Raw genomic sequence first — 19,029 nt, 5'->3', positions numbered from 1 at the left:
TATTCAAAAAAGGAGCCTGCAAGCAGTCGTTTCTTGACGCAAATAAGAGAAGGTTTTGCCTCTTTTATCTAAAATGAGACAACTCCTTCTCTCCTTTTACTATGTAGCTATTAGCTAGTGTGACGTTCCTTTAATACTGATAGGACATCGTCTAAAGGCAGCTTTTGCTCACGAAGTAAAACAAGTACGTGGTACAGTAAATCTGCAACTTCCCACTTCAGCTCATCATGGTCACGATTTTTTGCTGCAATAATCACTTCACCAGCTTCTTCTCCTACTTTTTTGAGGATTTTATCTACGCCTTTATCGAATAAGTACGTCGTATAAGCTCCTTCTGGCATTTCAGCTTCACGCTTAGCGATTACTTCTTCTAGCTCATTAATAATTGCAAACCGATTATCGTTTTGTTTATTTTCGCCAAGAATTGTTTCATTAAAACAGCTGTAAGCCCCCGTATGACAAGCGGGACCTTGAGGCTCCACTTTTACAACAAGAGAATCAGCATCACAGTCATATGCCATGCTCACAATTTTTTGTGTATTACCAGAGGTTGCGCCCTTGTGCCACAACTCTTGTCGAGAACGGCTGTAAAACCAAGTTTCACGTGTATCAATTGATTTTTGAAGTGATTCTTCGTTCATATAAGCCAATGTTAAGACTTCTTTGCTCACAGCATCTTGTACAATAGCTGGCACAAGTCCATCACTGTTGAATTTAATGTTTTCAATCGTCATCGAATGCTCACTCCTTGTTGTTTTGCATAGCTTTTAATTTCTTTTACAGATGTTTCTTTATAGTGAAAGATCGAAGCCGCCAGAGCCGCGTCAGCTGCTCCTTTTTCAAACGCATCGACAAAATCTTGACCATTCCCTGCGCCGCCAGAAGCAATAACGGGAACGCTCACCGCTTGACTGACTGCTTTGGTTAACGCTAAATCAAACCCTGACTTTTCGCCGTCTTTATCCATACTCGTTAACAAGATCTCACCAGCACCGCGCTTCACTGCTTCTCTTGCCCAGTCGATTACTTCCCAGTCCGTTGCGTTGCGGCCTCCGTGTGTATAGACTCGCCATGATTGTAAGCTTTCATCGTACTTAGCATCGATGGCTACCACAATACACTGAGCTCCAAAAAAGTCGGATCCTTCTGTAATCAGTGCTGGATTGAGTACGGCCGCTGTATTTAATGACACTTTGTCTGCACCAGCACGAAGCATTCTCTTCATATCTTCTAATGCATTAATTCCTCCGCCCACCGTAAAAGGAATCGCTAGCTGAGATGCTACTTCTTCTACAACATGTACCATCGTTTTGCGTCCTTCATGAGAAGCAGAAATATCTAAAAAGACTAATTCATCTGCGCCTTCCTCATCGTAAAATTTCGCCAACTCTACAGGATCTCCTGCATCTCGAAGTTCCACAAACTGAACTCCTTTTACCACACGGCCGTCCTTTACATCTAAACAAGGAATGATTCGTTTTGTAATCATTACGCTTTCACCTCTTGAAGTGCTTCAGCTACTGTAAACTTATTTGTATAAAGTGCTTTCCCTACAATCGCACCAATAACGCCGTCAGCTTCATATTTCTTTAGTGCATCTAAATCAGCAAGTTTACTAACTCCCCCTGATGCAATAACACCTTTTCCAGTAGCCTTAGCCATTTCAACAATTCCTTCCACATTAGGACCAGACAGCATACCATCCGTAGAGATATCCGTGAAAATAAATGTTTCCGCACCAGCATTAGCCAATTCTTTTCCTAGTTCTGTTGCTTTGATTGTAGATGTTTCCACCCAGCCTTCCGTCGCCACATAGCCATCACGTGCATCGATACCAATAGCAATACGCGCACCATATTCCTTCAGCATTTTTTTCACAAATTCAGGATTAGAAATAGCTGCACTTCCTAAAATAACGCGGTCAATTCCGTGTTCTAAATAGTAAGCAACGTCAGCTTCTGAGCGAATGCCTCCTCCAATTTGCACACGTACACCTAATTTCTTTTTCACGCCTAGCACAAATTCATCATTCACGCGCTTGGCCGCTTTTGCCCCGTCCAAATCAACCATATGAATCCACTGAGCGCCTTCACTTGCGAATTGTGTGGCCATATCTACCGGAGAATCACCGTATACCGTTTCTTTTGTGTAATCTCCTTGAAGTAAACGGACGCACTTTCCTCCGCGCATATCAATGGCTGGATATATTTCAAATTTGCTCATACGATGGGCTCCTTTTCTCTACGAAGTTTGCATAATTTTGCAGCATTTGCATTCCGATTGCACTGCTTTTTTCAGGATGGAATTGAGTGCCAAATACGTGTTCTTTTCCAACAACCGCTGGAACTTCAACATCATAAGGACTTGTTGCTAAAAGCACGTCTTGGTCATTTGTTTTTACGTAATAAGAGTGAACAAAGTAAACGTGACCTTCACTGATTCCATCAAGCAGAGGAGACTGCTGATGAAAATCTAAAGAGTTCCAGCCCATATGCGGCACTTTATATGTCTGTCCTTCGGCAGTAATGCCGGGAATACGCTCTACTCTCCCTTTTAACAGTTCCAACCCTTTTGTTACGCCGTTCTCATCGCTTTCTTCAAATAAAAGCTGCATACCTAAACAAATTCCAAGCAAAGGCATTCCTGTTGCTACTTCTTCTTTAATAAAGTCCGTCAGCTTTGTTTGATTCAGCTGTTCCATCGCATCTTTAAATGCTCCAACTCCAGGAAGAATCAGCCCTTTTGCCTTTCTTAGTTCTGCAGGATCTGCGGAGATAATATAGTCATAGTTTAATCGTTCAAGAGCTTTACTTACGCTGTACAAGTTTCCCATCCCATAGTCAATAATCCCAATCATTTACAACATCCCTTTCGTCGAAGGCACACCTTTGACACGCGGATCGATGGTTGTCGCTTCGTCCAAAGCACGTGCTAATGCCTTAAATACCGCTTCAATAATGTGGTGTGTATTTTTACCGTAGTGTACGATTACATGTACATTCATGCGAGATTCTAATGCAAATTTCCATAAAAATTCATACACAAGCTCTGTATCAAATGTACCGACGCGCGACGCGGGAATGTCACCTTTAAATTCAAAATGAGGACGATTGCTTAAATCTACTACGACTTGAGCCAACGCGTCATCCATTGGTACAAAAGCATTTCCATAGCGTTTAATTCCTTTTTTATCACCGAGCGCTTCTTTGAACGTTTGACCAAGGCAAATACCGATATCTTCCGTTGTATGGTGATCATCAATCTCGGTGTCTCCATCTGCTTTTACATCGAGGTTAAACTGTCCGTGTTTTGTAAATAAATCGAGCATATGATTCAAAAAAGGAACGCCTGTATCAATGTTCGCTTTTCCTTCTCCATCGATTCCAATCGCTAATGTAATATCCGTTTCGTTTGTTGTACGTTTAATACTTGACTCTCTCATTGTGAAACTCCTTTCAACTGTGCATGTAATAAGTAAAGAAAAGCACATTTCTACTCTTTTCTTTTAATCTCCACCTTATTTTTTAAAGCGTTCTTCAACTGCCCTTGCATGTGCTTCTAGCCCTTCTAAACGAGCAAACGCTGCGATTTTCGAGACATTTTTCTGCAGGGCTTGTTGGCTGTATGAAATAATGCTAGACTTCTTCACAAATGAATCAACTGATAAAGGACTTGAGAATTTCGCTGTCCCATTGGTTGGAAGAACATGGTTTGGTCCAGCGAAATAATCACCAACAGGTTCTGAGCTATATCTTCCTAGAAAAATAGCACCGGCATGACGAATGGAACCTAAAAGTTCAAGCGGACTTTCAGTCATAATTTCTAAATGCTCGGGAGCTAATTGATTAACAGCTTCAAGCGCTTCTTCTAATGAACCGGTCACATAAATAGCGCCATGGTTATCAATAGAAGGTTTTGCAATTTCTTTACGTGGTAAAGATTCTACTTGTCTTTCCACTTCTTCTTTAACAGCTTCGGCTAACTTCATAGAAGGCGTAACTAAAATACTTGAAGCTAATTTGTCATGTTCTGCTTGAGACAATAAATCAGCTGCCACTTCGTTCGGCTTAGCCGTATCGTCTGCTAGTACGACAATTTCACTAGGTCCAGCAATTGAGTCAATGTCTACTAAGCCATATACTTCTCTTTTTGCTAATGCTACAAAGATATTACCAGGCCCTACAATTTTATCGACAGGTTGAATTGTTTCTGTTCCATAGGCAAGGGCTCCTACTGCCTGAGCTCCCCCTACTTTATAAATTTCTTCGACCCCAAGCTCACTCGCTGCTACAACTACTCCAGCAGGAAGCGCACCGTCTTTTCCTGGAGGTGAAACCATCACGATACGTTTTACACCTGCCACTTGAGCAGGAATGACATTCATTAAAACGGAGGAAGGATACGCTGCAAGGCCTCCCGGTACATAAACACCTACTGCATCTAAAGGCGTTACTTTCTGCCCTAAAATGGTGCCGTCTTCTTTTGTTGTCATCCAAGACTGCTCGACCATTCTTTCGTGGTAATCACGAATGTTGTCAGCAGCTTCACGAATAATTGACAGCATATCTGAATCAACCAGCTCATAAGCACGCTTCTTTTCTTCTTCTGTCACAAGCAAAGAAGAAAGCTTAACGCCGTCAAATTGGGCTGTATAACCTTTTAAAGCTTCGTCTTTTTGCTCTTGCACCTGCTTTAAAATATTTACGACAATTTCTCTTTGAGCACTCGTCCCTTGATCAATTGTACGCTTTAAGCTCACTTGTTCTGTTACACGTGTAATTTTCAATGTATGTCACCTCTTTTATACAGGTTGAACCACTTGGGCTAAACGATTCACTAAATCATCAATTCGTTCGTCTTTTAAACGATAGCTCACAGGGTTCACAATCAAACGCGATGTAATATCTTCAATATGCTCCAATTCAACAAGTCCGTTCTCTTTTAGTGTTTGTCCCGTTGATACAATATCAACGATCCGATCAGCAAGGCCGATTAAAGGCGCTAATTCAATCGAACCATTCAATTTAATAATTTCTACTTGCTCTCCTTGCTCCCTGAAATAAGTGGATGCTACATTTGGATATTTGGTTGCCACTTTTTGAGCAATTTCTGATTTTTTAGCATTAGGCAAACCGGCAACGGCCAGGTGACATTTACTAATATTTAAATCCAACAGCTCATAGACATCTCGTTCTTCTTCTAACATTACGTCTTTACCTGCAATACCAAGATCCGCTACTCCGTATTCTACATAAGTAGTAACGTCCATTGGTTTCGCTAAAATAAAGCGCATGTTCTCTTCAGGAATGTCTACAATAAGCTTGCGCGAATCGTCAAATTCTGGCGGCAATTGAAAGTCTGCTTGACGCAAAAGTTCAGCTGCTTCTTCAAAAATACGTCCTTTTGGCATTGCAATTGTTAATAATTCACTCATTATTGTCCCCCCTTGCCTCGTTTTCCAATTAGAAACGTGACTTCTTCAAACTGTGCAGTAAATACATCAACATCATCAACGCCTGCAATTTCCTGAGTCACTACCCGGTATCCTTGCTTGCGCTGTTCAGCAGCTAAAGCTAATGCCTCATCTAAACGCTCTTGACTATATAATATCCCGTATATTGCTGAAGGCTCATATACTTCTTCGCCCAGCGCTTCAATTAAGCGGTCGAGCTGAATTCCAAATCCTGTAGCTGGCGTTTTAGATGCGAATTTTTCAAGAAGCTGGTCATAACGTCCTCCATTACCAATATGGAAACCAACATTTTCAGCAAAAACCTCAAATAAAATACCTGTGTAATAGCTCATATGACTGACTAAGTTAAAATCAATTTTAATTTCATCCGTTACACCGTACGCATCAAGCATATTCCATAGCTTTTTCAAATCACCTGCTGCTTTTTTACCGGCTTCGTTTTCAACTAGTTCAACCGCTTCTTCAATCTTCTTTTCATCTCCGCGCAGATTAAGCAGCTGAAGGAGACGCTGTTTATCAATAGAAGATAGATTCAAATCTTTTACATGATTACGATAGCCCACGTAATTTTTCTCATATAAAAAGCGGCGAAGCACGTTAGCACGTTCTTCATTTCCGACAATTTCTAAAAAAAGCGAATTAACGAAACCGATGTGGCCAATTGCCACTTTAAATGATTTAAGTCCGGCTCTTTTTAACGCGCCGATCATGAGAGCAATGACTTCAGCATCGCTGCTCATCGTAGCGTCTCCAATTAGCTCAACGCCTATTTGTTCAAACTCCGCCGGGCGGCCACCCTCACGCTGCTGAGCTCGGAATACATTTGCTTCATAAGCTAAGCGCAAAGGAGAATTATTCAAAAGTTTTGAAGCGGCCACACGTGCAAATGGCGTTGTTACATCCGGTCGCAACACAAGTGTATGCCCTTCTTTATCTAAAAGTTTAAACAATTGTTGATCTAAAATAGCTGATGCGCTTCCTACCGTCTCGTAGTATTCCACAGTAGGCGTTGCCATATATTGATAGCCCCAGCTGCTGATTTCATCTGCCAGCTGACTGCGAACTTGTTTTTTTCTTTCAAAAAGAGCTGGCAGGGTATCTCTCATTCCAAGGGGTTTTTCAAACATAAATAACTTTGACATTCCGACACGTCCTTTAAGCTTGATTTTATCTATTAAGGAACCATTGATAGGTTGATTTTGCTTTATCACACTAATGTATTAGCGAAATAACAAATTAAAGTTATTGATAGTTTACACCCGATAAAGTCAGCCGTCAACCGCCAGCTGTTCAAATTTACAAAAAAAGCCACAGCTTAGTTCTTGCTAAGTTGTGGCTTTAGGTTCTGCTTCCCTGCGCTTTTCCATTTCTTCTTTTGTATAGATGACACGCATAGGGTTACCTCCAACAAAGAAACCGGGTGCTACATCTTTATGAACCACCGTTCCAGCCGCTACAACCGCTTCGTTGCCGATTGTTACACCTGGAAGGATGGTGCTATTTGCTCCAATCATCACTTCATCTCCAATGATGACATCTCCAAGACGATATTCCGTTATCAGATATTCATGAGCGAGAATAGTTGTATTGTATCCAATGACCGTATTGCGTCCCACTTGTATTTTTTCAGGAAACATAATATCGAGCATCACCATAAGGGCAAAGGATGTTTGAGGTCCTACTTTCATCCCTAAGCACGCTTTATACAGCCAGTTTTTCATCGAAAGAAACGGCGTATAGCGAGCGCATTGAATGATAAGGAAGTTGCGCACTACTTTCCAAAAAGGCACGGTCTTATAGACATGCCAAAGGGAGTTAGCTCCTTTAACCGGATAGCGCGTCGTTTTTCTCACTGACGTTCTCCTTTTAATATATCAATTAAATCCGTCATATTTTCTAAAATAATATCAGGATTATAAGAAGCGATATGGTCTCTTCCTTTTGCACTCCAAGCAACTCCAGCTGTTTTCGTATAAGCTCTTTGGCCAGAAACGATGTCGTGATGGTTATCTCCCACCATCAGGGCTTCTTCAGGTTTAGCATCAAGCAGCTTCAGTGCTTTTTCTACCGGCTCAGGATGCGGCTTTGCATTTGTTACGTCTTCAATTGCGACAATCGTATCAAAGAACTGATCTAACTTTGTTAACTTAAGCCCCATCATAACCGTATTTCTTTGCTTTGTTGTGACAATACCTAATTTATAATTCTTCTCGTGCAGCCATTTAACTGTTTCAATTACACCTTCAAATTCTTTAACAAGCAAATCATGATTGGCTAGATTATGCGTGCGATACATCTCAATCATTTCGTTTACTTTCGTTTTATCCATTTCTACAAACGTGTCGTATAAAGGCGGACCCATGAACTGTAAAATATCTTCACGAGTATATTGTTCAGGATAATAGTGATTAAGCGTATGAGTAAATGAGGCAATAATTAATTCATTTGTATCAATTAACGTACCGTCTAAATCAAACAAAACCGTATTAATCGTCATTATTCATTTCCTTCCCTTGCGTCAAATCAAGTTTTTGTAAACCTTGTAGCTTTTCTTCATTTACGCCTTAGATTGTGCTTCTTCATTCTCTAAGTATTTCTGTTTACTCATTCCCGTCACGCGGCGGATAATAATTAAGATAATGGCTATGACAATCAGTGCAAGTGAAACAACTTGAGCGATTCTGAGTGTATGCGTCAGCATTAAGCTATCCGTGCGAAGCCCTTCTACAAAGAAGCGTCCAACTGAGTACCAGATTAAATAAGATAAGAAGATTTCTCCTTTTCGCAGACTGGTGCGGCGAAGTACCATCAACAGGATAAATCCGGCAAAATCCCATAATGATTCGTATAAAAATGTAGGGTGATAATATGTACCGTTAATATACATTTGGTTAATAATAAAATTTGGAAGGTGCAACCCTTCTAAAAAAGCACGGGTAACCGGCCCCCCATGTGCCTCTTGATTCATAAAGTTGCCCCAGCGCCCAATGGCTTGGCCAAGGATTAAACTAGGCGCAGCAATATCAGCCAACTTCCAGAATGAAATCTTTTTTACTCTCGAATACACAATGGCAGTTAATACGCCTCCGATTAAGCCACCATGAATGGCGATCCCACCTTGCCAAATCTGAGGTATTTCATTTAAATGCTTTGAATAGTATCCCCATTCAAAGGATACATAATAAATTCGTGCACAAATAATAGCTATTGGCACAGCAAATAGAATAAGATCAACAAATGTATCTTTTGATAAGCCTCTTCTTACACTTTCTCTTGTCGCAATATAAAGACCTAACAGAACACCTGCACCGATAATTACACCGTACCAGTAGACCGTTAGAGGGCCAATTTCAAGGAAAACGCGATCTAACGGCTGAATAGTTGCTTCCACAAGTTAACACCCTTTCTTATAAATCTTCACGGTCTCCTTCTTCAATTACATCTGTTAGACGTGCAGAAAATTGTTCTGCTGCGTTAATACCCATACGCTTTAAGCGGAAGTTCATTGCTGCCACTTCAATAATAACAGCTAAGTTTCGTCCCGGACGTACTGGCAATGTAATTTTTGTAACGTCTGTATCAATAATTTTCATTTTATCTTCCTCTAAACCAAGGCGATCATAATGTTTCTGCTGATCCCATGTCTCTAACTGAATAACAAGTGAAATTCGCTTATAGCTTCGTACAGCTCCTGCGCCGAATAGCGTCATCACATTGATGATCCCTAGTCCTCGAATTTCAAGCAAATGCTCGATTAAGCCAGGTGCATTTCCTACAAGCGTGTCTTGATCTTCTTGACGGATTTCCACACAGTCATCAGCTACTAGGCGATGTCCCCTCTTAACAAGCTCTAGAGCTGTTTCACTTTTACCAACGCCGCTTTTTCCCATGATTAATACACCAATTCCGTATATATCAACTAATACGCCGTGCAGGGCAGTAGTAGGTGCTAGCCGGCTTTCAAGAAAATTCGTTAAATGGCTGGAAAGTCGCGTTGTTTTAAAGCTTGAACGCAGCACAGGAACTGATTCACGCTCTGAAGCTTCAATAAGTTCTTTCGGTACATCCATTTCGCGGGAAACAATGATAGCCGGCGTGATATCTGTACACATTTTTTCCATTCGAACTTTTTTTTGTTCATCATCTAACTGTTTAAAAAATGATAGTTCTGTTTTACCTAACAGCTGGATACGTTCTGCTGGGTAATATGTAAAATAACCTGCCATTTCAATACCTGGACGTGAAATATCACTCGTTGAAATCGGGCGGTCGATTCCTTCTTCTCCGCTAATAAGCTCTAATTTAAATTTCTCAATGATGTCTTTTGTACGTACTTTAACCACCGTGCATCCTCCTTTTATGAACAGTCATATACCTGTTCATGTCTACAGTATATCCAACTCTCGCTTTTATGTCGCGTTTGGTTCTACTAGCCACTTTATTTTATCATTAATACGGAAAGAAAAGAAAAAAAGATGGCATAGGCTGCATCGCCTTACCATCTTTTTTAGAAAATTAAATATTGCAAGAAAGTTATCTTTTATTTTGAAGCGGTTCAACAATCACTCGTTGAATAAGCGCATTTAGAAGCGACATGATTACCGAGGCTAAAAGCGCTGTACCAAACCCGTCAATATTAAAAGAATCTCCCATAACACTTTGTGTAATCATCAGCGTAATGGCATTAATGACGAATAAGAATAGGCCAAGCGTAAGAAATGTCACCGGCAGGGTGAGTAAAATTAAAATCGGCTTAACAAACACATTCAAAATCGATAGAATCAAGCTTGCGATAATAGCTGCACTGACTGATTCCAAGTGAAAGGTGTCAATATAACCTGCGATTACGATTAATACGAGGGCATTGATTAAAATACTAATGATTCCACGCAATAACATTTTTAGAAATCTCCTTCTTCATTTGGAACTAAAAACACAAAAATCATATATAAAATGACCGGGGTACCTACTGTAAAAAATAAACTGATGATAAACAATACGCGCAGTAGCGAAGCGTCTAGTCCGATATACTGAGAAATACCGCCGATAACACCCGCAAGCTTGCGATTTGTTCGCGAACGATACAACTTTCGCACGTTAATCATCTCCTTTGCTTTTTTACTAAAACAAGCGTTTTCTATTTTATAACAATTGAGCCCGTTTTGGATTCCGCTAACAATTTATAGCCTTTAGGCGAAGCGACATTGGCTTTGAAACGAAGTTGTTTCATCACTGTTTCTTTTTTCTCATCTACTATTTCCATCTCAGGAAGGGTACATGTAAAATTCCCAAAGTTAGATTTCAAATCTCCATCAACGGAGAGGTGGGGCGGCGTATAGAGCGTAATGCTCCCCGTAGTCGTTTTGAAAAATGCTTTTTCAATGCGCTCTCCTTTTAAATACGTATCAATATCTCCGTTAAATGTTTGAACGTCAATTTTCTTTGTGTCCCCATCAAATTTAACCGTTCCATTGATTGTTTCAAGCTCACATTTTGAAGCGAGTATTCGAGAAAGTTCCATATGCCCATTTGACGTCTCCATTTCAAGAGAATGGCTATTCACATCGTAAAAGCGGATGGTGCCATTAGCTGTTTTGGCTTTCAGGTCTCGTACGCTTAGTCTTTCCCCATCGATTGAACCATTAAACATACGGAGTTTAACGTGTTCATATTCCATTTCTGGAATATAAATAATTGCTTTCACCTTCATTTGCTTTTGCTGAATTGCAAAGCGCAGTTTGCCATTTTCAATGGAAAATGCCGTATGCTGCAAAAAAGTGCGGCGCGCTTCATCCGAATTCTCTACTTTGTAGATAGCAGCTTCACACTCTATTCTTACTTCTGTACTCCCCCATGGTCGGAGTTGGACGCTTCCATTTGCTAAATCTACGTCAATCTCTTGAATATATGCTTCTGATTGTTGAAAGATGTGCTGAACGTCAATCGAAGGACCAAAGTTAAAATCTAAATCTCCTTCTTTTACTTTTTTTACCGTTTGATCTACAAATGTAAATAATTTTTCTTTTAAAGAGCTTTGAGATGACTTAGAAGCGTACGTTTTTTTCTGTTTTCCTCCTACATAAGGGGAAAGCTCAGCTTTATCAGGCGTAGCAGAGGAAGAATCATTAGCTGAGTCTTTTTCCAGTGAATTTAGCAAAGTTAAAGCCTCATCTACGCTAAGCTTTCCTTCTTCTACCATCTGTAAAATTTGTTTGCGCTTTTCACTCATACGTTCCATCTCCTCTTTACGTTTTAGTCATTTAATTTTTTATCTACTTAATATTTGTATCCCTTTTACAATATTCCATACAAACACAACAACATTAACTAAAGAAACAACAACTAAAGCTACAATTAAAAGAATAAATACCGTTCCACTAGAGCCAGTAAGAGCAGGAAGCAAGAAGAATAAGAACAAGATCGCTGTAGCGATAGGTAATAAATGTGACAAAAATGCAGTTTTTGCATGTTTCTTTACTTCTATGTTATGAACAACAAAATAAATAATAATAGGTAATAAAAATGGTGCAAAGAAAACGCTGAAATAATTTAAGGAAGATAGTACGCGATTTCCTTCCATGATAATCAACTCCTTATATCATGTATTACGGTTTAATGAGTTAAAAAGTTTCATTCTTTATAAAAAAGACACCAGTGCTGGTGTCTTTTAACGAGTTAATGCCTCTGCTTTTTCAACTTTTTTCTCCATACGCTTACGGTCACGTTCTAAAATTGGCTTCAAATAATGACCCGTATAGGATTCTTTTACTTTTGCCACTTCTTCCGGCGTACCCGTAGCCACGATTTGTCCGCCTTTATCTCCACCTTCAGGCCCTAAATCAAGTAGATAATCAGCTGCTTTGATCACGTCTAAATTATGTTCGATCACTAGAACTGTATCTCCATTTTCAACTAAACGCTGGAGCACTTTTAATAACCGTGCGATATCATCGACATGAAGACCGGTAGTCGGTTCGTCTAAAATGTACAGCGTTCTTCCTGTTGAGCGACGGTGAAGCTCTGAAGCTAACTTTACACGCTGTGCCTCTCCACCGGATAAAGTAGTGGCCGGCTGTCCAAGCGTGATATAGCCAAGTCCTACATCGTAAATGGTCTGCAGCTTCCGCTTGATCTTTGGAATGTTTTCAAAGAAGTGAAGCGCGTCTTCAACCGTCATATCCAACACATCTGAAATGTTTTTATCTTTGTATTTTACTTCTAAAGTTTCACGATTATATCGTTTGCCGTGGCAGACTTCGCAAGGGACGTATACATCTGGCAGGAAATGCATTTCGATTTTAATAATACCGTCTCCTCGACAAGCTTCACAGCGGCCGCCTTTCACGTTAAAGCTAAAACGGCCTTTTTTATATCCGCGCACTTTTGCTTCGTTTGTTTGTGCAAATACATCTCGAATGTCATCAAATACACCTGTATAGGTTGCAGGGTTTGAACGAGGCGTACGACCTATTGGAGACTGGTCAATATCAATGACTTTATCTAAATGTTCAATGCCTTTGATTTCTTTATGTTCTCCTGCTTTGCTTTTTGCTTTATGCAGCTTTTGCGCCAATGACTTGTGAAGAATATCATTTACAAGCGTACTCTTACCTGATCCAGATACACCTGTAACAGCCGTGAATACACCTAACGGAAGCCTTGCTTTTACATTTTTTAAATTGTTTTCTTTTGCTCCTATAATTTCAATCATCCGATCTTTATCTATCGAACGTCTTTCGGCTGGAAGTGGAATAAACTTCTCTCCTGATAGATATTGACCCGTTAAGGAATTTTCATCATCCATCACTTCCTGAGGGGTGCCTTGAGAAACCACGGCACCCCCGTGTACGCCGGCTCCTGGTCCGATATCAATTAAATAATCAGCTGCCATCATCGTATCTTCATCATGCTCTACAACAATCAACGTATTCCCAATATCGCGCATGTCTTGCATTGTGCGAATTAAGCGATCATTGTCACGTTGATGAAGACCGATAGAAGGTTCATCTAAAATATAAAGAACCCCGGTCAAACGAGAACCGATTTGAGTAGCCAAGCGAATGCGCTGCGCTTCTCCTCCTGAAAGAGTTCCAGCAGAGCGGTTCAAAGTTAAGTAATCAAGTCCCACGTTAATGAGAAAGCTTAGACGCTCACGAATTTCACGCAGTATCATATCCGCAATCTTCATGTCTTTTTCAGATAAACTGAGACTTTCAAAAAAGTCATATGCTTCTTTTACTGAAAAACGCGTTGTATCTCCTATATGCTTTTCGTCAATAAGCACCGCTAAGCTTTCGCGTTTCAAGCGATTTCCTTTACATTTTGGACAAGCCTGCTGAGCCATATATTTTTCCATTTGCTCTCGGATATAATCTGAACTTGTTTCATGATAGCGACGCTCTACGTTCCGAAGCACGCCTTCAAATTCGATATGATTTTCTCTTACTTGGCCAAAGTCATTTTCATAGCGAAAGTAAATTTTTTCTTTACCGCTGCCATATAATACTTTATCAAATAAATGTTCCGGAATATCTCGAACCGGCACATCCATATCAATGCCGTAATGTGTACATACGGCTTCAAGCAGCTGCGGATAGTATTGAGAACTTGTTGGCTCCCAAGGTGCAATTGCGTGCTGATGAAGTGTTAAGTCATAGTTAGGAATCACTAAATCTTTATCCACTTCCAATTTCGTTCCTAACCCGTCACACGTTGGACACGCCCCGTACGGACTATTAAATGAAAACATGCGGGGCTCAAGTTCTCCAATTGAGAAGCCACATTTTGGACAAGCATGATGCTCGCTAAAAAGCAGTTCTTCCTCACCTATTACATCAATAATTACTTTCCCATCTCCAAGGCGAAGAGCTGATTCCAAAGAGTCCGACAAGCGAGCGGCTACACCTTCTTTTACAACAACGCGATCAATCACTACTTCAATGGAGTGCTTTTTGTTTTTTTCCAGTTCAATTTCTTCTGTTATTTCACGCATTTCTCCGTCTACTCGAATGCGAACGTACCCTTCCTTTTTAATATCTTCTAATACTTTTACATGGGTGCCTTTTCGGCCAGATACCACAGGGGCCAGTACTTGAAGTTTTGTCCGTTCAGGGTACTCTAAAATTCTATCTACCATTTGCTCAATCGTTTGAGACGTGATTTCAATTCCATGATTAGGACAAATAGGCTTTCCTACACGAGCAAACAAAAGGCGCAAATAGTCATAGATTTCGGTCACAGTTCCGACGGTGGAACGAGGGTTTCGGCTCGTTGTTTTTTGATCGATTGAAATAGCAGGCGACAACCCTTCGATCGAATCTACATCGGGCTTATCCATTTGACCTAAAAACTGTCTTGCATACGCCGAAAGCGATTCAACATAACGTCTTTGTCCTTCTGCATAGATTGTATCGAAAGCTAAAGAAGATTTACCAGAACCTGATAACCCTGTTAACACCACTAATTTGTCCCGCGGTATTTCAATATCGATATTTTTCAAGTTGTGAGCTCGTGCACCTTTTACCACGATTTTTTCCATCGCCATGTTTGATCACCCTTCCGCTTTTAATTCTAGAATCAAGTCACGAAGCTCAGCTGCGCGCTCAAAGTTAAGCGCTTTGGCTGCTTCTTTCATTTCTTGTTCCATTTCTTCTATGAGCTTTGCTTTTTCTTTTTTGTTGAGCTTATCAAATGCCGGTGCTTCTTCATACGTTTCTGTATCTTCTGCCACTACTGTTGCACGAATTGAACCTCGAACTTCTTTTTGAATCGTTGTCGGCGTAATGCCGTGCTCTTCATTGTAAGCTTCTTGAATACTTCTACGACGCTTTGTCTCATTGATTGCAATGTCCATGGAGTTTGTGATGCGATCTGCATACATAATGACATGTCCATTAGCATTTCGCGCGGCACGTCCAATGGTTTGAATAAGCGATCGTTCTGAACGCAAGAATCCTTCTTTATCCGCGTCTAATATGGTTACTAACGAAACTTCCGGAATATCTAAACCTTCACGGAGTAAGTTAATCCCTATAAGCACATCATATTTTCCAAGACGCAGCTCTCGGATGATTTCAATGCGCTCGAGCGTCTTCACTTCAGAGTGAAGATATTGAACTTTAATGCCAATTTCTTTTAAGTAGTTCGTTAAATCCTCAGACATTTTCTTTGTTAACGTCGTAACAAGCACTCGTTCATTTCGCTTAATCCGGTCATGAATTTCTCCAATTAAATCATCAATCTGCCCTTCAATTGGTCGAACTTCAATATTTGGATCTAGTAATCCCGTTGGACGGATAATTTGTTCAATCACCTCAGGCGCCTTCTCAAGTTCGTAAGGACCTGGTGTTGCTGAAACATGGACGATTTGTTTAATATGCTGTTCAAATTCATCAAATTTAAGCGGACGGTTATCTAATGCAGACGGCAGGCGGAAACCATGGTCCACCAACACTTGTTTACGCGCTTGGTCTCCATTATACATTCCTCTAACTTGAGGAATCGTAACGTGGGATTCATCCACCACAAGGAGGAAATCTTCCGGGAAGAAATCCAGCAGTGTATAAGGTGTAGAACCAGCCGGACGAAGCGTTAAATGACGAGAGTAATTCTCGATTCCCGAACAAAACCCCATTTCTCTCATCATTTCTAGGTCGTAGCGCGTGCGCTGCTCCAATCGCTGCGCTTCTAAAAGCTTTCCTGCTTCTTTTAACTTTTCTAGCTGTTCTTCTAGTTCTTTTTCAATATTTTGAATGGCCACACGCATTTTTTCTTCCCTCGTGACGAAGTGAGATGCCGGGAAGATAGCCACGTGTTCACGATCTCCAATAATTTCTCCTGTTAAGGCGTCGACTTCTCGGATGCGGTCAATTTCATCCCCGAAAAATTCCACGCGAATACAATGTTCATCTCGAGACACAGGAAAAATCTCAACAACATCACCGCGAACGCGAAACGTTCCGCGCTTGAAGTCAATATCGTTTCTTTCGTACTGGACATCCACTAGCGTACGAAGCAGCTGATTGCGTTCTTTTTCCATTCCTACTCGAAGAGATACGACCATTTCTTTGTATTCTTCCGGAGACCCTAATCCATAAATACAGGACACGCTGGCAATAATAATGACATCTTTTCGTTCAAAAAGAGCGGAAGTTGCCGAGTGACGAAGTTTATCAATCTCGTCATTAATGCTTGCATCTTTTTCAATAAATGTATCTGTTTGAGGTACATAAGCTTCAGGCTGATAGTAATCATAGTAACTGACAAAGTATTCGACTGCATTATTAGGAAAAAACTCTTTAAACTCACTGTACAATTGACCAGCAAGCGTTTTATTATGAGCCATAATTAGTGTCGGCTTATTTATTTCCTTAATAACATTAGACATGGTGAAGGTTTTTCCCGTTCCTGTAGCACCTAACAAAACTTGATGCTGCTTACCTTCTTTAATTCCTTTCACAATCTTTTCAATTGCCTTTGGCTGATCACCTTGCGGTTGATATGGGGATACTAATTCAAACTGATCTTTCAAATGAAGGCCTCCGTTTCTATTTTCTTGTTTTATCTATTTTTATTACGATATGTAAAAACCGAAAAACACGAACTGATATTCGTATTTTATCACTTTATACTCATAAATGAAACTAATGAGTATTAATCTTATATAGTGTTTGTTTGTTTTTATTTTTTACCCTGTTACTTTATTACCCACTAAATTCTTATGCTACCCTTATCGAAAGGAATACAACTCTTTGGATGAAAGCATTAAAAGAGAGTAAGCTGCTTAATTGTTTGAAAAGGATAGGCTTTTGCGCCAATTTCTAAATTATGATACAGTATAAAAAATATGTACTGAGAGGGGTTTAGTATGGCAAGCGTTGATCAAGTTCTTATAAATAACTCCTTTATAACAGTTGAAGAATCAACTTCTTTAGCTAAAGTGAAATCGGAACTTTCTAACTATGATTTCGTTGTAGTCACAGCAAGTACCTTTTATGTAATACAAAAAGATGAACGATACCTTTTAACAGGTCATGACGGGGCATCGTCCATTAAAAAAGTAATAGCGGACACAAATTGGCCTTCATCTTCTACTTCTACGTTAGCCAATTTACAAGCCAACACAAACTGGAATAGACCAGTCCTCATTCAAGCAGAAAACCAAGAAACCATAATAGGACTTGTAACACCTTCACAGTGGATTACACATTTGCATAGCCAAAATGAGATATTAGCTTCCTATTTTGATACATTGGCAGAAACCATTAATGATGCAGTGACAGCGGTCGATAATGAAGGAAATGTAATCTTGTGGAATACTGCTGCGGAACATACGTATAAGATTCAGAGAGATGATATTATTGGTAGAAAAATCGGAGAGCATTTCAAAGATGAATCCATCATTCTACATACGATTCTAAATGAAGGGCGTCCTGTGCGCGGAACGTATCATCGTCCTAATGAACAAACTCACGTGCTCATCAATGCATCTCCTATTATAAGAAATAACCGAGTCATAGGTGGAGTCGCAACCGAACATGACATTACCAATATTGTAAGATTAAATGAAGAAATTGATGTGTCTCTTCTCATTCCGAAAGATAATCCATTTTCTTCTTTTGCGGGTATCAGTCCTGAAATTAAGCAAGCCGTTGATATTGCCAAAAAAGTGGCATCTACAGATATGCCTATTCTATTAACAGGAGAAGCTGGTTCTGGAAAAGAAATGCTGGCTCAGGCCATCCACTATGGGGGATCCAAACATAAAGAACCTTTTTTATCTTTAAATTGCGCCACTATTCCATCCGGACTTCTGGAAATTGAGCTCTTTGGTCATCAAAAAGATGTCTTTTCAGAAGATCCAACGACCATTGCAGGAAAACTCGAGCAGGCTCATAACGGGACGTTATTTATTGAAGAAATTGATAAAATGCCTCTTGAAATTCAAGTTAAGTTTCTCCGTTACTTGGAAGAACGATCCTTTTATCACGTTGGAGGCACGGAAGAAATTCAAGTCCAAACTCGAATTGTAGCCTCTACCACGACGCCTTTGGAAGAGTTGCTAAAAGCCGGTGAATTCCATGAAAATCTTTACTATTTGCTGACCGTCATTAATATTATCATTCCGCCGCTTCGAGACCATAAAGAAGACATTGAAGCATTAACTCAGCAATTTGTACAGGAATTTAGTAAAAAGTATAAAAAGAAGGCTCCTTTCATCAGCTCTGAAGTTCTTGAAGCCTTTATGCAATACGATTGGCCAGGTAATATTCGCGAGCTGAGAAATACGATTGAACGAATGATTTTTCTAAGTGATCAGTCGTTGATTACCCTTACGCACCTTCCTGACAATCTGAAGGATGCAAGTTCTTTCACAGAAGTTCAAAAAGAAGAAGATTCTCTCCAAGAAGCTAGGCTAATAGAAGAGACTCTTCAAAAAACCTATGGAAACAAAAGTGCAGCAGCAGATCTGCTTGGCATTTCGCGCGGCACCCTTTATAACAAAATCAAAGAATACGGATTAAACTAATCAAAAAATTCGACACAAGCATTTTAGC

Annotated in this window: 19 protein-coding genes; 1 reads left to right on the top strand and 18 read right to left on the bottom strand. The window is 40.1% G+C overall.

Annotation, left to right across the window (positions count from 1 at the left end; translation table 11 throughout):
• Positions 1–110 precede the first annotated feature (110 nt).
• The 18 genes from hisIE to uvrB all read right to left on the bottom strand — a co-directional run bounded on the left by hisIE (position 111) and on the right by uvrB (position 17,003).
• Entirely contained in the window at positions 111–734 is a 624-nt protein-coding gene (gene hisIE / locus ACOZIR_RS22520; RefSeq protein WP_045291656.1) for a bifunctional phosphoribosyl-AMP cyclohydrolase/phosphoribosyl-ATP diphosphatase HisIE, read from the bottom strand.
• Positions 731–1,489: an imidazole glycerol phosphate synthase subunit HisF gene (gene hisF / locus ACOZIR_RS22515; protein ID WP_045291657.1), complete on the bottom strand. Its 759-nt coding sequence runs from the start codon at positions 1,487–1,489 to the stop codon at positions 731–733. The genes hisIE and hisF overlap by 4 nt, the downstream gene beginning before the upstream one ends.
• Positions 1,489–2,223, bottom strand: a complete 735-nt coding sequence (gene hisA, locus ACOZIR_RS22510; protein ID WP_045291658.1) for a 1-(5-phosphoribosyl)-5-[(5-phosphoribosylamino)methylideneamino]imidazole-4-carboxamide isomerase — start codon at positions 2,221–2,223, stop codon at positions 1,489–1,491. The genes hisF and hisA overlap by 1 nt, the downstream gene beginning before the upstream one ends.
• Complete coding sequence (gene hisH / locus ACOZIR_RS22505) at positions 2,210–2,857, bottom strand: imidazole glycerol phosphate synthase subunit HisH (RefSeq protein WP_045291659.1); 648 nt, start codon at positions 2,855–2,857, stop codon at positions 2,210–2,212. The genes hisA and hisH overlap by 14 nt, the downstream gene beginning before the upstream one ends.
• On the bottom strand, positions 2,858–3,442 hold the full coding sequence (gene hisB / locus ACOZIR_RS22500) for an imidazoleglycerol-phosphate dehydratase HisB (protein ID WP_310878151.1): 585 nt from the start codon (positions 3,440–3,442) through the stop codon (positions 2,858–2,860).
• A gap of 75 nt (positions 3,443–3,517) precedes the next feature.
• Positions 3,518–4,786 (bottom strand): histidinol dehydrogenase, encoded by a 1,269-nt coding sequence (gene hisD / locus ACOZIR_RS22495; RefSeq protein ID WP_310878152.1) that lies wholly within the window; start codon positions 4,784–4,786, stop codon positions 3,518–3,520.
• A gap of 15 nt (positions 4,787–4,801) precedes the next feature.
• Positions 4,802–5,434 carry an ATP phosphoribosyltransferase gene (gene hisG / locus ACOZIR_RS22490; RefSeq protein ID WP_013059721.1) on the bottom strand — a complete coding sequence of 211 codons (633 nt, stop codon included), beginning with the start codon at positions 5,432–5,434 and terminating at the stop codon, positions 4,802–4,804.
• Positions 5,434–6,615, bottom strand: a complete 1,182-nt coding sequence (locus ACOZIR_RS22485; RefSeq protein WP_045291661.1) for an ATP phosphoribosyltransferase regulatory subunit — start codon at positions 6,613–6,615, stop codon at positions 5,434–5,436. The genes hisG and ACOZIR_RS22485 overlap by 1 nt, the downstream gene beginning before the upstream one ends.
• A 183-nt stretch (positions 6,616–6,798) precedes the next feature.
• Positions 6,799–7,326 carry an acyltransferase gene (locus ACOZIR_RS22480; RefSeq protein WP_013059723.1) on the bottom strand — a complete coding sequence of 176 codons (528 nt, stop codon included), beginning with the start codon at positions 7,324–7,326 and terminating at the stop codon, positions 6,799–6,801.
• Complete coding sequence (gene ppaX, locus ACOZIR_RS22475; RefSeq protein ID WP_045291662.1) at positions 7,323–7,970, bottom strand: pyrophosphatase PpaX; 648 nt, start codon at positions 7,968–7,970, stop codon at positions 7,323–7,325. The genes ACOZIR_RS22480 and ppaX overlap by 4 nt, the downstream gene beginning before the upstream one ends.
• 60 nt (positions 7,971–8,030) lie before the next feature.
• On the bottom strand, positions 8,031–8,864 hold the full coding sequence (lgt, locus tag ACOZIR_RS22470) for a prolipoprotein diacylglyceryl transferase (protein ID WP_045291663.1): 834 nt from the start codon (positions 8,862–8,864) through the stop codon (positions 8,031–8,033).
• Between the two features lie 16 nt (positions 8,865–8,880).
• Positions 8,881–9,816 carry an HPr(Ser) kinase/phosphatase gene (gene hprK, locus ACOZIR_RS22465; protein WP_013059726.1) on the bottom strand — a complete coding sequence of 312 codons (936 nt, stop codon included), beginning with the start codon at positions 9,814–9,816 and terminating at the stop codon, positions 8,881–8,883.
• A gap of 190 nt (positions 9,817–10,006) precedes the next feature.
• Complete coding sequence (locus tag ACOZIR_RS22460; RefSeq protein ID WP_045291664.1) at positions 10,007–10,372, bottom strand: phage holin family protein; 366 nt, start codon at positions 10,370–10,372, stop codon at positions 10,007–10,009.
• A gap of 2 nt (positions 10,373–10,374) precedes the next feature.
• Positions 10,375–10,569 carry a PspC domain-containing protein gene (locus ACOZIR_RS22455; protein WP_029714382.1) on the bottom strand — a complete coding sequence of 65 codons (195 nt, stop codon included), beginning with the start codon at positions 10,567–10,569 and terminating at the stop codon, positions 10,375–10,377.
• A gap of 41 nt (positions 10,570–10,610) precedes the next feature.
• Positions 10,611–11,702, bottom strand: coding sequence for a DUF4097 domain-containing protein (locus ACOZIR_RS22450; protein ID WP_310878153.1), 1,092 nt, complete (start codon positions 11,700–11,702; stop codon positions 10,611–10,613).
• A gap of 39 nt (positions 11,703–11,741) precedes the next feature.
• Positions 11,742–12,053 (bottom strand): hypothetical protein, encoded by a 312-nt coding sequence (locus ACOZIR_RS22445; RefSeq protein ID WP_014457822.1) that lies wholly within the window; start codon positions 12,051–12,053, stop codon positions 11,742–11,744.
• 87 nt (positions 12,054–12,140) lie between these two features.
• Positions 12,141–15,017 carry an excinuclease ABC subunit UvrA gene (uvrA, locus tag ACOZIR_RS22440; protein ID WP_045291665.1) on the bottom strand — a complete coding sequence of 959 codons (2,877 nt, stop codon included), beginning with the start codon at positions 15,015–15,017 and terminating at the stop codon, positions 12,141–12,143.
• Between the two features lie 6 nt (positions 15,018–15,023).
• A complete protein-coding gene (uvrB, locus tag ACOZIR_RS22435; protein ID WP_045291666.1) occupies positions 15,024–17,003 on the bottom strand; it encodes an excinuclease ABC subunit UvrB in 1,980 nt (659 codons plus the stop codon).
• 336 nt (positions 17,004–17,339) lie between these two features.
• Between uvrB and ACOZIR_RS22430 the strand changes: the two genes are divergently transcribed.
• Positions 17,340–19,001: a sigma-54 interaction domain-containing protein gene (locus tag ACOZIR_RS22430; RefSeq protein ID WP_045291667.1), complete on the top strand. Its 1,662-nt coding sequence runs from the start codon at positions 17,340–17,342 to the stop codon at positions 18,999–19,001.
• Positions 19,002–19,029 lie beyond the last annotated feature (28 nt).

It is taken from the genome of Priestia sp. D3YE.R1 (assembly GCF_049199565.1).
Taxonomy (GTDB): domain Bacteria; phylum Bacillota; class Bacilli; order Bacillales; family Bacillaceae_H; genus Priestia; species Priestia aryabhattai.
The sequence above is the reverse complement of the archived record's forward strand: the minus strand, read 5'-3'. Positions and strand labels throughout refer to the sequence as shown.